Source organism: Flavobacterium qiangtangense (genome assembly GCF_042658345.1).
GTDB classification, from domain to species: domain Bacteria; phylum Bacteroidota; class Bacteroidia; order Flavobacteriales; family Flavobacteriaceae; genus Flavobacterium; species Flavobacterium qiangtangense.
This window is the reverse complement of the sequence record NZ_JBHSQB010000008.1, coordinates 1-14,670: the sequence shown is the minus strand read 5'-3', so window position 1 is coordinate 14,670 and position 14,670 is coordinate 1. Positions and strand designations below refer to the sequence as shown.

Here is a 14,670-nt window from a genome sequence, read left to right as displayed (position 1 = left end):
ATATAAAATGTACACATTAATAGCTATTGCCGCATTAGGAGTTTTATGCCTTATCGCTGAAATTTTCAACGGAAGAAAAGCAATCGTCCCAATAACAATTGTGGGGTTGCTGGCCATCTTAGGATTGACTGCGACTGGTTTCAATGACTCGGCAGATACTTACAATAACATGATTGTATTTGACAAATTTGCAACTACATTCTCTTGTTTGTTCATGATTTTGACCATTTTCTTGGTAGCGTTAACGCCAAGTTTTCATGCCAAACAATTACACAAAATATCAGATTTCGTATCTATCAAATTATTTCTTTTGACCGGAGCCGTGGCAATGGTTTCTTTCGGAAATTTATCTATGTTTTTCTTAGGAATTGAAATCCTTTCCATCGCTTTATATGTTTTGGCAGCGAGCGATCGCTTAAGCTTAAAAAGTAACGAAGCGGGAATGAAATATTTCTTGATGGGAGCTTTTGCTTCTGGATTTATTTTATTCGGAATTGCTTTGATTTATGGAGCAACAGGTTCTTTTGACATGGCAACAATCACAGAAGCAGGAAGTTCTGCTGACGTGGAAGATTGGTTTTACATCGGAGCCATTTTACTAAGTATTGGTATGCTTTTTAAAGTTGCAGCTGCGCCATTTCATTTTTGGGCTCCAGACGTTTATGAAGGTTCTCCAGCATTAACAACAGCTTTGATGAGCACTTTGGCGAAGGTTGTGGCGATGGCCGCTTTCTTCAAATTGGTCGGAGCAATGAATGTTAATCTTCCAAGTTCTTCTTCGACAGTAATAATTGTAATTTCAATTCTATCAATGTCAATTGGTAATATCATGGCCTTGAAACAAACAAATGTGAAAAGAATGTTGGCGTTTTCTGGTATTTCACACGCCGGATTTATGCTGATGACATTATTGGCAGTAACAACTTCAGCTGGCGTTTTATTATATTACACTTCAGCTTATGCATTTGCCGGAATTGCAGCATTTGCTGTGGTTTTATATGTAACCAAAGATAAAGACAACGAAGATATCTTCAATTTCAACGGATTAGGAAAAACAAGTCCGTTATTAGCCGGAATTTTGACCTGTTCGTTACTTTCAATGGCCGGAATCCCAATCTTTTCTGGATTCTTTGCAAAAGTATTTTTATTCGGACAAATGTTGAATTCAGGGCATCTCGTCTTAGTAATCTTTGCCGTAGTTAATTCAATTATTAGTGTTGGATATTATTTCAAGTTGATATTAGCGATGTACACCAAAGACGCTACGGAAGAAGCAAGACCAGTTCCATTCGTTTATCATGCCGTAGCAACTCTTGCAATCGCATTAAACATTGCAATTGGGCTTTATCCTTCTTTTTTACTAGATTTATTTAATTAGAAAACAGTTTACCATACAAAAAAGGCTGTCTAAAATTTTAGACAGCCTTTTTCTTGGAGATATAACATGTTTAATAATTTACTTTTTCCAAACGCATTTCGACATCGTCACTGCCAACTTCTATCAATCTTACATAACCTTTCTTAGCTTTTCCCGGAATAATTTGAGATGCTTTTTTAGTAAGTTGCAACTTGTCATAATTAAATTCTCCATCCACAAAAGTAATAATTCCCAACACCCACGAAGGATTTTTTCGGCGCTCATATTTGCTTCCTTCTCGTTCATTATTCGCATAGAAAAAGACATATTCCTCTCGATTATTTAATTTCTGTTTGTATAGAAAATCAAAATAACCATATTGTCTTAACTCAATTCCTGCTGCGTTAATATTTTGCAATGAAATTTTATTTTTATCGATTTTCTTAAAATACTTGATTGACATATCAGGCAATAATTCTACCATAAAAAGATCTAAAATCTCTGAAGATCTTTTGCTTTTGTATCCTTCAGCAACAATCAATGTATTGCCGTTTTCTAACAATACAAAATCTTGTGGCAATATTTTTCCATACTTATCATATTCGCCATATTTGTTTGTAATTTGTAAATGAGGCTTAAAATTCTCCCATAAAAAATGATCTCGATTTAATTCTTTACCGGTTTTTTTATCAAAGATAACTTTTGAGAAACCCACAACTTCCTCGTATAACATATTTTTATTGTCATAAAGCTGAACATAGAATGCGACTTTATCTTTAGTAAATTCTGCACGATCTGGAAACATGAGGTATTTTGCATCTAAAAAAGGCATTTCTCCAATCAAATCTCCGTTGTGCAAATTATATATTTCTATTGACCTTGGTTCTTTATCCTTAGTTCCATGACGGTATTTCTGCAATAATAGCACATCAGTATCAGAATCGAAATAACTGTATTCATCAAATATTTTTGAATCACCTGCATTGATTTCCTTTTTCCAGACGATGTTCATTTTTTCATCAAGTACTGCGAAACTTTTAATAGACTTGGTAATTTTATCTTTATGGCGTTGTTCAGACATGTAAGCGACTGCCTTTGGATTATATGCAGGAGTTGCAAAACCAAAAAGATAATTTCCTTTAGTTTTGATCAATTGCTGCACATTCCAAAAATCGTCAATAGTTGTATTTGTGCCCGCTGCATAATCTCTATCTATCATTTTAAAATCCTCTAGAACAAACTCTTTCGAAAAAGCAAATGTGTCTAAATTTAAAGTTCTAAACCTATGATTAATATAAACTCTGGCAGCAAGTTCTGTATTATTTGCCTTGTCATTTATACCAATAATCAATTGATTTTTAATCTTTTTGACGAAAGTCAATTCAATTTTAAATTTCAGCAACAAGGTGTCAAACATTCCTTCTAAAAACTTTGCAGAAGTTAATTTGTTTAAATTTTTATCCAAGACAACATATTCTAATTCATAGACTTCCTTGCTTTTTTTGTCAATTTTGTAAGCCAAAAGATAGCCCCAAACATCCTCTCCGTTTTCTTCATAGATAATTGCGGAGTCTAAAAACTGCCCAGAAGACAGCGCGCCCAACTTCTGAACTTGTGAAAACGCAATTGAAACAAAAAACAGAAATAAAAGGGTAATGTGTTTTTTCATAGTTGTAAGGAATAATAACTTATAAATTCATTCAATTCACTTTTTCGAAGTTCTCGTATAAATGACAAATAGCGATTATAGCTCTGCGAAAAATTTGGATTTACATTGTCAAGATGCCTGTTCAAGGTATATGCTTTTTGGGCTTCTTGAATTTTGACCAAATTGAAATATAACAAGTTTTTCAGATACAAATTCTCAGGTTCTTTTTTTAAGAATAGCAAGGTTTCATATAGGGATTTACCATAATCTTCAATCACAAAAAGCCCAAGTATATAATCATAAAAACTATTTTTCTTTACTGAATCAAAAATGGCTGTATTTTTCTTTTCAAGCGTTTTATGAATTTGAAATTCCTTTTTCATAAAACCAGTTCTTAAGGCACAATCAGCATGAGTTTTCAAAGAATCAATCAGCCAATACTTAACTGACTTGTCATATTTATAACCGCTAATTTCGTCATTATTCAGCCATTCTGCCTTAAACTGAAGTTTTTCTGTTGAAAAAAAGCGAGCATAATCAGCTATTGTTAGTGAATCTGTTTCAAAATCAATTTTATCTAAAGTTTCTAAACTTTGAATAGCATAATGCTCATATCCTTTGAATGCTTTTCTATAAAGCAAGAATCCGAGAGAATCTGCTTGCTGTTCTAACTTTCTGCTATTCTTTCTTTTGCCATACACAATTTCTTTATAAAGCGCAGACGCATAACTGCCTTTATCATATTTTCTTTTTTCAATTGCTCGAGTTTGCCTTTTGATTTCACTCGAGTGTACTGTTTGAGCATAATCTAAAAGTCCGTTATAAGAATGCGATAAAATATTATGTGCAATTTCGTGCCCAATGATAAATGCCAATTCATACTCATTATTTATGCTTTTTAATAAAGGTAAGGTCACAATAATAAAATCATCACCAATCGCATAAGCATTGGGAATATCACTGAACGAAAGCAGAATTTTAGTATTTTTTATTTGAGGAAACTCCGTGTTTTCTTTTGCTAATCTTTGCACTATTTCGTTCAGAAATTCAGAATACAAAGTATCTTTTACAAAAACTCCTTTTTTAATTTTTGTGATAAAATCTTCGTTCATTTCAGTGTAAGACTTACTGACTTCATTTCTAATTTTCATATCAGAAATAGATTTGAAAGAAAGTTTTGTTATTGAAGTTCGATGCAAATACATTTTTTCTAATTCCTTTCTATAAGAATGATTAGTGGTATCAATCGAGCTTTTTTGAGAATAGCTTAAATGACAGAAAAAATATAACATTAACAAAAACACCAATCTCATAAATATCGCATTTTGCAAATAAATATAAATATAGAATATTATTTTAACACAAAAATAATAAGATTATTCTTTTAGCTATTAGTAACAAATTTTATCAGAAATGTTCAAAAACAAAAAAGGCTGTCTAAAATTTTAAACAGCCTTTTTTTAATTTTAAGATAAAATTATTTTGGAAGCGGTGCGCCAACAGCAACTTCACATTTATGACCTGGCTGACCGTGTGGCGGATTCATCCCAGGAGCTGTTGCAACTGCCGGAGCCGATGCTTGTGGTTGCATTTGTGGTTGTGCCTGAACCGGAGCTTGCGCTTGTGCCTGCGCAGGATTTTTTCCAGGAGGTGAATTTAAAGGCGCTCCAACAGCAATATCACACCTGTGATTCGGCTGACCGTGTGGCGGATTCATTCCTGGCGCGGTAGTCGTCGCTTGCGGTTGTATTTGTTGCGCAGCTGGACTACTTACGGTAACTGGCTGAGCTGGCATTGCTGCAGGTTGATTACCCGGAACCTGTTGTGAACTTGCATCAATAACAGCTGCCTCTTGTGGCGCAGCACTTTCTTGTGGTTGCAATTCTTTTTTACAAGAAACCATAAAAAGAGAAACAGCTAAAAGTGAACTTAAAAATATTTTAGTTTTCATCGTTGGTTGTTAAATATTAAGATTCCAAATATACTATAATAAAACAAGTATCTATGTTAAAAATAGGCTCTTAACTGAACGCTTCCAGTGTGAATTGTTTTACTTTCTTCGCTTTTTCTGCCTTGATAATTCACGTTTACATCCAGATATTGCGTCAGATTTTTTTGGAGCAATAATCTCCAAGTTAAATTTTGTCCGGCTTGCAAACCTTCTAACATTTGATAAGCAACAGGCGATAATGCATCACCAGCAAAATCATTTTGATACAATGAAAACTCGCCATTTGCAGTAAATTTTTTCTCTGAATTGTAAGTAAAAGAAGTTCCAAAACGATGCTGTTCCAAGGTTTCTCGGTCGTTAATTTGATTCTTTTTATCTTGATATTCATAGAATAAATCCCAACTCGCATTTCTTGAAAACAAGTAAGAAATTTTCGGAGCCAATTGATAGCCTTTTAATTCGAAGTTTTTGCTAGAATAATTTTCTGAAATTGTTTCAGATTCAATGGTTTTTGTCAAGAAATTAAACAGCCAAGTTTTCTTCAATAAATGCGTGTATTGTCCTTGATACGAGCGATTACTGCTTTCTTGCGAGCCCACGGAAAGCAAATTTTTAGCCCGATTTTGCAAATAAGTAAATGTTATCGAGTGATCTTGTTTCCCTCGATTATAAAACAAACTATTTCTAAAACTAGAATTCAATCCCAGCAAATCTTCGTCATTTGAAGAAAACGGATTCAAATCAAAATTGTCATTTCCACGGATGATTTTTCGATCCATTAAAAACGAAGTTTGGTTATAAAAATAAGAGAGAATTTTCAAGAAACCTTTCTCATTTTGCCATTGATTTCCATTTAAAATGACGGAAGTCGAGAATTTATTTTGATGTGTTTTTATAAAAATTTGGTTCGGAAGAAAAATCCTAACGTATTCTGCTTGATCCGAAAATTGAGCAATTTCAAATTCTTCCAATTCCTGAATTTCATTTGCATTATAGTCAATCCAAGTGTAAATTCCTTGTCCAGGTTCTACTTTTAAATACGTAAATTCTTGTTGCGGAATCGTTCCAGAAGTTGTTTCATAAGCTGTCGTCAACTGAATTAACTGGTCAAAAAATCGGTCATTATAAAGCAATCTAGAATTTAAAGATGGCTCATTTTTTCTGGTTTCGTCTTCAAATTTTAAATTTCTATAATTTACAAAGAGCGACAAATCACTTTTATCGGTTTTAATCAATCTCGATTTTAAATAATACGAATTTGAAGTATTTACTTTCTGCAAAAATCCATTGACCAAACTATCATTTGAACGTTGCAAATAACCCAATTCCACATAAACTTTTGTACTGTCACCGCGTCCAACAAAGGCTCCAAACTCATTAAATCTTTGGCTTAAAGCCGAAAATTGATTGGTTTCTTTCAACTTTTCTTCGTTATCTTCCAGTCGAAATGAACCGCCAATCCAGTTTTTCTTGAAATTATATCGAGCTTGCGATTGGTTTCTGATGAAAGTAGATTCAGAGTAATTGCTGTCGCTTTTCAAGATGCTTCCTGAGTTTTGGATCATCAAATTTTTAAAGCGAAATAATCCGTCGATAACGTGTCTTGTTCCCGAAAAACTTTCTGAAAAGTCTAATTTTTCAAGCTGATATTTCGCCGAACCTTTTCCCGGAAGGTTAAAATTGGCTCCGGTTATCAGCAAACTTTGATTGCCCAACGGATTTGTCAAGTTCCAATCACGGTCAAATTCAATGGTAAATAATCGCTCGATTGTCTTAAATTCTTTCTGCACAAATTGATAATTCCCAAAAGCATCGATTTCCCATTTCTTTGAAAGCAGTCTTTTTTTGGCATAAATTCTTCCTGCAATTCCTTGATTATCATCATCTCCTTCGGAAGAAAATAGATTCAAATCGTTATTGCTTATGCCAATTTCAAAGTCAACCAATGTTTTTTCACTCGGCTTATATTTTCCCATAACCGTGGCAATCTGAATTTTTGTGGGAGCCACAAGACGAATAATCGGATCATAATTTCCCTGTGGGATTCCGTTTAAAGGCGCAACATATTGGTAAATTCTTCCAACAGCGGCCGAATTTGACAAAATATAATTTCCTTGATTGGCTCCGACCAAAGTAAATCTTACGTTGAATAATTCTGCTTCTTGATCATTAGAAAATTCGAAAACTTCCACGCCGTCAATAACTACTTTTTTATAGAGAATTTTATTTTCAGAATAAGAATCAACATAAGCGGAAGGCGCGGTCATTAAAGCAGAATCATCGCCAGCTTCCTTTAAAATCGCCACTTGTTCAGCCGAAAGATTTTGTTGCAAAGGCTGATTTTTTACGTCATTTTCAGAATACAAATAACCGCCGATGCTCCATTTTTCTTGTTCGTGCGTGGCTCCTGCATACGTCACAAAACGCGTGTAATTTCTATCAGAATATTGGTATTCGACATTAATACGCATTTCAGAAGTGATTGGAAATAAAGAAGTAAAAATGATTTCTCCAGCGTTATAATCTATCGTATAATCTTTATTTTCGCCACGAGTAAGTAAAATTCCGTTGACAAAAACACGCTCAGAACCTGAAATTACTAAAATATACAATTCACCATTTGGACCTTGAAGTTTATACGGACCTTGATTTCCTTCCTGACCGACAAAAGTACTTTTGGCATATTGACCCCGAACCAACGCCGCCGAAGCAAAAACATTTGTCTTTTTTTCTGGAGTTCCAAATGTGAAATTGGCCGCCAAACCTTGTACTTTTTTATTGAAGTTTAAAAAACGAGATTGTCTGTTTTCAAGAAATAAATCTCCAGCACGGATGTTCCATTTTTCGGCAAAAAGCTCAATAAAAATTTGGTCAAATTCATCTAACTTTTGAGAATAACCGCCTTCTTGCAATGGAATATTACTATCTTGAATGGATGCACGAAGGCTGACTTTATCAGAGATTTTTCCGGTAATCTGTAAATCTAAATTCGAATTGACAACAGAATTTTGGTTGTTTCCCACAGTAATTCCTCTGGTAATACTTCCAGAAGTATTTAATCCGTCAAAAGGTTTAAATGTGGAAATTGGATCGCGTGAAACTTTGTAAAGATTGCCTTGATCAGCATTATTTGAAACTACACGACTGTCGTCATAAATGCTATATTCTTTGGTAAGATATTCAGGATAAGCAAAATACCGAATACTCAAAGAATCTTCAGCTTTAAAATTATTTCGAAAAACCAGAATACTTTTTTGGAAATCAATTTTGTAAAAAGTCGTATCAATAGCGTTTCCGAGCGCATCTTGGAGTTTAAAAAACGATTTATTGATGCTGACGCTGTCAATTTTAATAGTATCGTTTGAAACAGCAATTCTCTTGTTTTTATAAGGCGATTTTATTTCCTGAGCAGAAAGCCCAGAAACAAAGCCGATTAAAAATAAAAAGAGCAGTTTTTTCAACATAAATACTATAACTCGGAAAGGTCAAAAGTAGTATTTATAAAATTAAAATTTAGAATGAAAATCCTTTCGTGCTTCCGCTATTTTTTGTTTCACTTCTTCCCAAGTATATAATTTTAGATTCTCGTCTAGAAGTTTTTCTAAACGAGAATCTATTTCCTTTTTATATTCCTTAGTAATTTTACTTTCTTTCAATTTCAAAATTTTATTTATTCCACATCCTTAGTCACAATTTGCATTGTTTCGCGACTTACTTGTTTCAATAAAACTTGTTTTCCTTTTTCGACCATTTCTGGCGCTTTTTCATTAAAATGACGAATCGTGTAAAGCGAAACATTGTCATTATATGAAACCTTAAATTTCTTTGAAAGTATCGTTTTTAAGTCATTAAAATTCCCGAATTTATCTTCAATACAAACTGAAAAACTAATCGCAGAATTCTGAATCAAACTCACCTTCATTTTATATTGGTGGAAAAGTGCAAAGATTTCGCTGATGTTTTCTTCCATAATAAAAGAAAAATCTATTGAAGAAAGCGATATCAAAAGCTGGCTTCTCTTCACGATAAAACAAGGCAAATGCGGTTCTAAATCGGCTCCTTTGCTCACGCTTGTTCCAGGCAAAGACGGATTCAAAAATGATTTTACAAACAACGGAATTTCCTTTCTTTGCAGAGGTTGCAATGTTTTTGGGTGAATTACTGTCGCGCCATAAAATGCTAATTCGATGGCTTCACGATACGAAATTTGGTTTAATAAAGTCGCGTTTTCAAAATATCGCGGATCTGCATTCATAACTCCTGGAACGTCTTTCCAAATTGTCACACTTTCGGCATTCAAGCAATAGGCAAAGATCGCCGCCGTGTAATCTGAACCTTCTCTGCCTAAAGTTGTTGTGAAATTATTTTCATCTGAACCCAAAAATCCTTGGGTGATATTCAGCACTTTTTTCTTTACATTTTTAGAAATCAATTGTTGTGTTTGATCCCAGTCAACGATGGCGTCGCGATAAGTGGTATCGGTTTTAATAAAATTTCTAACGTCAAGCCAATTGTTTTTCAATCCTCTAAAATTAAAATAATGGCTGATAATTGTCGTGGAAATAATTTCTCCAAAGCTTACAATCTGGTCATAAACAAAATTATAATTTGGAGACTTATTATTTTTCAAGAAACTTTCTAAATCTGAGAACAACGTATTTATTGCCGTAAAAGCGCCATTTTTTTCGTCGTCAAATAAATCTAAAAGGATTTGGTTGTGGTATTTCTTAACATCTTGAACCGAAGATTGAAGTTCTGGGGATTTTTCAAAATAGTTCTTTATCACAACTTCCAATGCGTTTGTTGTCTTTCCCATCGCCGAAACTACGAGCAAAACATCATCAAAACCAACTTGTTGCAAAACGTCATACACGTTTTTAATTCCTTCAGCATCTTTTACTGAAGCACCTCCAAATTTAAATACTCTCATTATTTATTTTAAGAATTAAGATTCCAGATTTGGGATCTGAAATGTGGTAACTTATCTTTTTAAAAATTCATTTATGGCATTTTCGTCCATTTGAACCGTTCGCCAATCGTCAAAAACTTTGGCTCCTGATTTCTCATAAAAACGAATTGCGGGTTCATTCCAGTCTAAAACGGCCCATTCGATTCTTCGAACATTTTGTTTTTTTCCTTCCTTAATTATTTCGGAATATAAGGCGAAACCGGCTCCAGTTCCTCGTTTGCTTTCGGTTACAATCAAATCTTCCAAGTGAATTGTTTTCCCTTTCCAAGTGGAATATCGATAATAATATAAAGCCACGCCAATAATTTCGTTATTAACTTCGGCTACAAAAGTACTGAACAATGGGTTTTCGCCAAAACCATCTTTGACCAAATCTTCCGTAGAAATCACCACGGCTTCTGGTTCTTTTTCAAAAAAAGCCAGCTGCTTTATTAAGTCTAAAACAGCTGGCATATCATTTTTATTTCCCTTTCGGATAATCATCTACTTTATTTTTTCTTCTTTTTTGTGGTAGTTTTCTTTGCTGCTGCAGGCGCTGTGTTTGAAATCGGCTTTTGAACGTAAGCTTTATACAAGCCTTCCTTGGTTGCCTTTTTTTTCGATTTTTCAGCTCTGTCTTTAGAATCTGGGTGCGAACTCATCATTCTTGCCATAAAAGACGATTCAGATCCTTCGCTCATTTTTGCTAAGATATTAAAAGATGACTCCACAGCATTCACGTCATAGCCATTTCTTTTCATAAATTCATATGAATATTCGTCGGCTTCTGTTTCTTGCTTGCGACTGTGCTTGCTGTCAAGCATCGCGTTTCCGATTTTGCCCAATTGGCTGTCAGACAAACTTGCAACTTTATCAGATTGCGAAGCCGCTGCGTCTAATAAAGCCTCTTTTTTATAAGCCGCTTTTACTGCATCGCGAGAATCGTGATTGGCAACGTGACCAATTTCGTGACCAATAACCGCCAAAAGTTCATTATCATCCATAATATCCATCAAACCAGCAAAAACGCGAACGCTTCCGTCAGCTGTTGCAAACGCATTTACGTCTTTTACTTTGTAAACTTTGTAATTTAAGGTCAGACCGTTTTCAGATTTGTGTTTCCCAAAAAGTCTTTCCAAACGAACTGCATAACCGTCTTTTGCATCAGCAACCGGATTTGTTTTATCCATTTCATCAACAGCTTCCTTTGAAAGTGCTGCTGCTTCTGCATCGCTAAAAGTGAAACCTTTAACGCCCTTTTCTAAAGCTCCAACGGCTTTATCTCCTAATTTAATTTGTGCTTCAGCTTCGGTTAAGCCAAAAAATGTCACTAAAATGCCGAATAAAATACTTTTTTTCATTGTTTGCATGGTTTAAAATTGTTTAACAAATATAAATAACTTTTATGAGAAATAATTAACATTAATTAAATTATAAAATATTTATTTCGAAATGGTTTAATTGAATTTAAAAACGATATTTGCAAAACAACTACAACGTTATAGTATGGAAGAAAGAAATAAAACATTAGGCGAATTCATTATCGAAAAGCAGGAAGACTTTCAATATTCTTCAGGAGAATTATCAAGATTGATCAATTCCATTCGTTTGGCCGCGAAAGTCGTAAATTACAAAGTAAATAAAGCAGGATTAGTTGATATCGTTGGAGCCGTTGGAGCACAAAATATCCAAGGTGAAGATCAACAAAAGCTAGATGTTTTTGCAAATGACACTTTTATCCAAACTTTAATTAATAGAGAAATTGTCTGTGGAATTGCTTCTGAAGAAAGTGACGAATTTATTACGATCAAAGGAAAAGACGAATGCCATAACAATAAATATGTGGTTTTAATGGATCCGCTTGACGGTTCTTCAAACATCGACGTTAATGTTTCTGTGGGAACAATTTTCTCGGTTTTTAGAAGAATTACGCCAATTGGAACTCCGGTAACGATAGAAGATTTCTTGCAGCCGGGCGTGAATCAAGTTGCTGCAGGTTACGTGATTTATGGAACTTCAACAATGCTAGTTTACACAACTGGTCGTGGCGTTAATGGATTTACTTTGAATCCGGCGATTGGAACTTTTTATCTTTCGCACCCAAATATGCAATTTCCAAAAGACGGAACTATTTATTCTATAAATGAAGGAAATTATGTCCATTTTCCGCAAGGCGTAAAAGATTATATCAAATATTGCCAGCTTGAAGAAGGCGACAGACCTTATACTTCGCGTTATATCGGGAGCTTGGTTTCTGACATTCACCGAAACATGATTAAAGGAGGAATTTATATTTATCCAACGAGTTCAAAAGCGCCAAGCGGAAAACTTCGTCTTTTGTATGAATGCAATCCAATGGCTTTTTTGGCAGAACAAGCAGGCGGAAAAGCTTCAGACGGTTTTGGAAGAATCATGGAAATTCAGCCAACCGAATTACACCAACGCGTTCCGTTTTTCTGCGGAAGCTATAATATGGTTGAAAAAGCCGAAGAATTTATGGAGCAAGCAAATAACAATTTATAATACAACCAAAAAACCAAACCAACAAAAACCAAAAAAGCTCCGAAAATCTCGGAGCTTTTTTAATATAAATAAACGAACAATTATTTGTTCATGTGTTGCATTTCAAAAAGAAAAGTATCTAAGTCAACTCCCAAAACAAGCAATGACAGCGCTTTATCAGTGATATAATGAACGTTTCCAGGCGTGAAACCAAGAGCCAATGCAAAACGCGTCAAAATCTCTTTTTGTCTAGGTCCGAGAACGTGGTCTGCATAAACCATTCGTGACAAATCATATAAACGCTCCAAACGTTGCGTGTGCAAATATGGAGGATTGATTGGGTATTTCATCGGATTTGCAAGAATTTCTGTATATTCTTCAGGAGAAATTTCCAATTGGTTCGCTAATTTGTCTAAGAAGTGTCTTTCTTCTTCGCTCAAATGCCCATTTTCCATTGCAACTCTCACGATAGAAGCAAAATGACCTTTATTTCTATTTTTAAATCCGCTATCAAATAAATCTGAAATTGACATAATTAAATTTTTTGCAAATATAATTCTATTTCCATTTTAACAACACAAAATTGTCACTTTTCTTAACACAAATAAAGTGTTTTAAAAATATATCGTAAGTTTGGAATCCCAATCGAAAAAATACAATTTTATGTCAGAATTTTGGATCTATTTCAACACCGGATTGCGTCACGTTTTAGACATCAACGCTTATGATCACGTCTTATTTTTAATAGCGCTTACCATTCCTTACGCGTTTAAAGACTGGCAAAGAGTTTTATTATTAGTGACACTTTTTACTGTTGGACACACGATGGCACTTTTACTTTCAGTTTATGGATTTGTTCAAATCAAGGTAAATTTGGTAGAATTTCTGATTCCAATAACCATTTTGATTACCGCAGTTTTTCATCTTTTTACCGCCGGAAAAAACTCAAAGAAAGAAAGCATCAGTTTCATTGCAGTCGTAACTTTATTCTTTGGGATCATCCACGGACTCGGATTTTCTAATTATTTCAATACCATTTTACCCGGAAATGCTTCCGCAAAATTAATTCCGCTCTTAGAATTCGCATTAGGAATCGAAGCCGCACAAGTGATCGTCGTTTTAATCGTTTTGATTTTATCTTACATTGTGCAAACCGTCTTTCGTTTTTCAAAACGCGATTGGACGTTGGTGATGTCAGCCTTTGTTATTGGCGTTGTAATTCCAATGGTGATTGAAAGCGAAATCTGGGGAAGATAATTTCAAATCATTTTTAGAAGCGAAAGTTTAGGCATTTTCAGCCTTCCATTTTCCTGCTGGTTGGCACTATCTTTTGCGCCCCCCCGAAGCGTCGGGACCGGCACAAAAGGATAGTCACCACCATCAGGGCTATTTGAGAATTCATTTGAATACTTGTTGGCTTTTCCAATCTTTGTCTTCACCAATAATTACCCATAAAAAAAGCAGCCTTTCGGCTGCTTTTTCATGCTAACTAAATTAAAACTAATCAAATATATTATTTTACGATAACAAATTCACTTCTTCTGTTTTGAGCATGTTCTTCTTCAGTACAGTTTTCTTTGCAGTCCACTTTAGGCTCGCTTTCGCCATAACCTTTTCCTGAAATTCTTGCTTTCGCAATACCTTTTGAAAGAACATACTGAACAGATGCTTTCGCTCTTCTGTCAGACAAATTCATGTTATATTGGTCGCTTCCTCTGTTATCTGTGTGTCCTTTAACCATAATAACCATATTTGGATATTTGTTTAAAACCTGAACCAATTTGTCTAATTCAAAACCACCTTCTCTGGTGATATTAGATTTATTGAACTCAAAGAAAATATCGTTTAATACCACAACATCCTCTTTAACAATAGTTTCAATTGGCTGCAAGTCAGCAGCGATATTCACGACACCGCCATTTGTTTTTGCAACCGGAAAACTGTTGCTTTCATAGCCATCTCTTGCAACTTGAATAGTAAATGCTTTGTTGCAATCAGCGTTATAAGAAACTTTTCCATCAGCTCCAGAAGTTTTCGTTTCGATAACATTCTTTTTGTCATCAAGAACAGAAACCTTTGAATTAGATAGAACAGCCCCAGTTTTTGCATCTTTTACCAAAGTAACGATCTCAATATGACAAACCGGATTAGCCTGGTATATCTTGTCTTTTCCTGTCTTGTTGCTTGAGAAGAAACCCACGTTCTTTGTCTTGTTGAACGAGAATGCGAAGTCGTCTTTCGAGGTGTTTACCGGCTCGCCAACA

The 14,670-nt window shown here is 34.6% G+C and carries 13 protein-coding genes; 3 read left to right on the top strand and 10 right to left on the bottom strand.

Going from position 1 to position 14,670, the window contains the following annotated elements; translation table 11 throughout:
- The first annotated feature begins 7 nt into the window (after positions 1-7).
- Positions 8-1,378, top strand: a complete 1,371-nt coding sequence (locus tag ACFPVY_RS10820) for an NADH-quinone oxidoreductase subunit N (RefSeq protein WP_379792024.1) — start codon at positions 8-10, stop codon at positions 1,376-1,378.
- A gap of 70 nt (positions 1,379-1,448) precedes the next feature.
- On the opposite strand, the gene ACFPVY_RS10815 is transcribed toward ACFPVY_RS10820, so the two are convergent.
- The 8 genes from ACFPVY_RS10815 to ACFPVY_RS10780 all read right to left on the bottom strand — a co-directional run bounded on the left by ACFPVY_RS10815 (position 1,449) and on the right by ACFPVY_RS10780 (position 11,265).
- Entirely contained in the window at positions 1,449-3,026 is a 1,578-nt protein-coding gene (locus ACFPVY_RS10815) for a DUF6770 family protein (RefSeq protein WP_379792023.1), read from the bottom strand.
- Entirely contained in the window at positions 3,023-4,156 is a 1,134-nt protein-coding gene (locus tag ACFPVY_RS10810; protein ID WP_379792022.1) for a M48 family metalloprotease, read from the bottom strand. Before ACFPVY_RS10810 ends, ACFPVY_RS10815 begins: the two co-directional genes overlap by 4 nt.
- A 326-nt stretch (positions 4,157-4,482) precedes the next feature.
- Positions 4,483-4,956 carry a hypothetical protein gene (locus tag ACFPVY_RS10805; protein ID WP_379792021.1) on the bottom strand — a complete coding sequence of 158 codons (474 nt, stop codon included), beginning with the start codon at positions 4,954-4,956 and terminating at the stop codon, positions 4,483-4,485.
- Between the two features lie 56 nt (positions 4,957-5,012).
- A complete protein-coding gene (locus ACFPVY_RS10800; protein WP_379792020.1) occupies positions 5,013-8,420 on the bottom strand; it encodes a hypothetical protein in 3,408 nt (1,135 codons plus the stop codon).
- Positions 8,421-8,462: 42 nt separating this feature from the next.
- The gene (locus tag ACFPVY_RS10795) at positions 8,463-8,612 is read right to left on the bottom strand and encodes a hypothetical protein (protein ID WP_379792019.1); all 150 of its coding nucleotides are present in this window, start codon (positions 8,610-8,612) and stop codon (positions 8,463-8,465) included.
- 14 nt (positions 8,613-8,626) lie between these two features.
- The gene (locus tag ACFPVY_RS10790) at positions 8,627-9,886 is read right to left on the bottom strand and encodes an aspartate kinase (RefSeq protein WP_379792018.1); all 1,260 of its coding nucleotides are present in this window, start codon (positions 9,884-9,886) and stop codon (positions 8,627-8,629) included.
- A gap of 51 nt (positions 9,887-9,937) precedes the next feature.
- Entirely contained in the window at positions 9,938-10,408 is a 471-nt protein-coding gene (locus tag ACFPVY_RS10785; protein ID WP_379792017.1) for a GNAT family N-acetyltransferase, read from the bottom strand.
- Between the two features lie 5 nt (positions 10,409-10,413).
- Positions 10,414-11,265, bottom strand: a complete 852-nt coding sequence (locus tag ACFPVY_RS10780; protein ID WP_379792016.1) for a M48 family metallopeptidase — start codon at positions 11,263-11,265, stop codon at positions 10,414-10,416.
- Between the two features lie 145 nt (positions 11,266-11,410).
- Between ACFPVY_RS10780 and fbp the strand changes: the two genes are divergently transcribed.
- The gene (fbp, locus tag ACFPVY_RS10775) at positions 11,411-12,427 is read left to right on the top strand and encodes a class 1 fructose-bisphosphatase (protein ID WP_379792015.1); all 1,017 of its coding nucleotides are present in this window, start codon (positions 11,411-11,413) and stop codon (positions 12,425-12,427) included.
- Between the two features lie 80 nt (positions 12,428-12,507).
- Here the strand turns inward: fbp and ACFPVY_RS10770 are convergent, their stop codons facing one another.
- Positions 12,508-12,939, bottom strand: coding sequence for a tellurite resistance TerB family protein (locus ACFPVY_RS10770; protein WP_379792013.1), 432 nt, complete (start codon positions 12,937-12,939; stop codon positions 12,508-12,510).
- Positions 12,940-13,069: 130 nt separating this feature from the next.
- Here ACFPVY_RS10770 and ACFPVY_RS10765 point away from each other — a divergent pair, with 130 nt between their 5' ends.
- Positions 13,070-13,663 carry a HupE/UreJ family protein gene (locus tag ACFPVY_RS10765; RefSeq protein ID WP_379792012.1) on the top strand — a complete coding sequence of 198 codons (594 nt, stop codon included), beginning with the start codon at positions 13,070-13,072 and terminating at the stop codon, positions 13,661-13,663.
- A 256-nt stretch (positions 13,664-13,919) separates the two neighbouring features.
- Here the strand turns inward: ACFPVY_RS10765 and ACFPVY_RS10760 are convergent.
- A partial coding sequence (locus ACFPVY_RS10760) for an OmpA family protein (protein ID WP_379792011.1) occupies positions 13,920-14,670 on the bottom strand: 751 nt, incomplete at its 5' end.

Coding starts and splice junctions, on each gene's coding strand:
- ACFPVY_RS10780 (WP_379792016.1), bottom strand. CDS start 11,265: ATGAAAAAAAGTATTTTATTCGGCATTTTAGTGACATTTTTTGGCTTA.
- ACFPVY_RS10815 (WP_379792023.1), bottom strand. CDS start 3,026: ATGAAAAAACACATTACCCTTTTATTTCTGTTTTTTGTTTCAATTGCG.
- fbp (WP_379792015.1), top strand. CDS start 11,411: ATGGAAGAAAGAAATAAAACATTAGGCGAATTCATTATCGAAAAGCAG.
- ACFPVY_RS10810 (WP_379792022.1), bottom strand. CDS start 4,156: ATGAAAATTAGAAATGAAGTCAGTAAGTCTTACACTGAAATGAACGAA.
- ACFPVY_RS10770 (WP_379792013.1), bottom strand. CDS start 12,939: ATGTCAATTTCAGATTTATTTGATAGCGGATTTAAAAATAGAAATAAA.
- ACFPVY_RS10805 (WP_379792021.1), bottom strand. CDS start 4,956: ATGAAAACTAAAATATTTTTAAGTTCACTTTTAGCTGTTTCTCTTTTT.
- ACFPVY_RS10790 (WP_379792018.1), bottom strand. CDS start 9,886: ATGAGAGTATTTAAATTTGGAGGTGCTTCAGTAAAAGATGCTGAAGGA.
- ACFPVY_RS10820 (WP_379792024.1), top strand. CDS start 8: ATGTACACATTAATAGCTATTGCCGCATTAGGAGTTTTATGCCTTATC.
- ACFPVY_RS10800 (WP_379792020.1), bottom strand. CDS start 8,420: ATGTTGAAAAAACTGCTCTTTTTATTTTTAATCGGCTTTGTTTCTGGG.
- ACFPVY_RS10765 (WP_379792012.1), top strand. CDS start 13,070: ATGTCAGAATTTTGGATCTATTTCAACACCGGATTGCGTCACGTTTTA.
- ACFPVY_RS10785 (WP_379792017.1), bottom strand. CDS start 10,408: ATGATTATCCGAAAGGGAAATAAAAATGATATGCCAGCTGTTTTAGAC.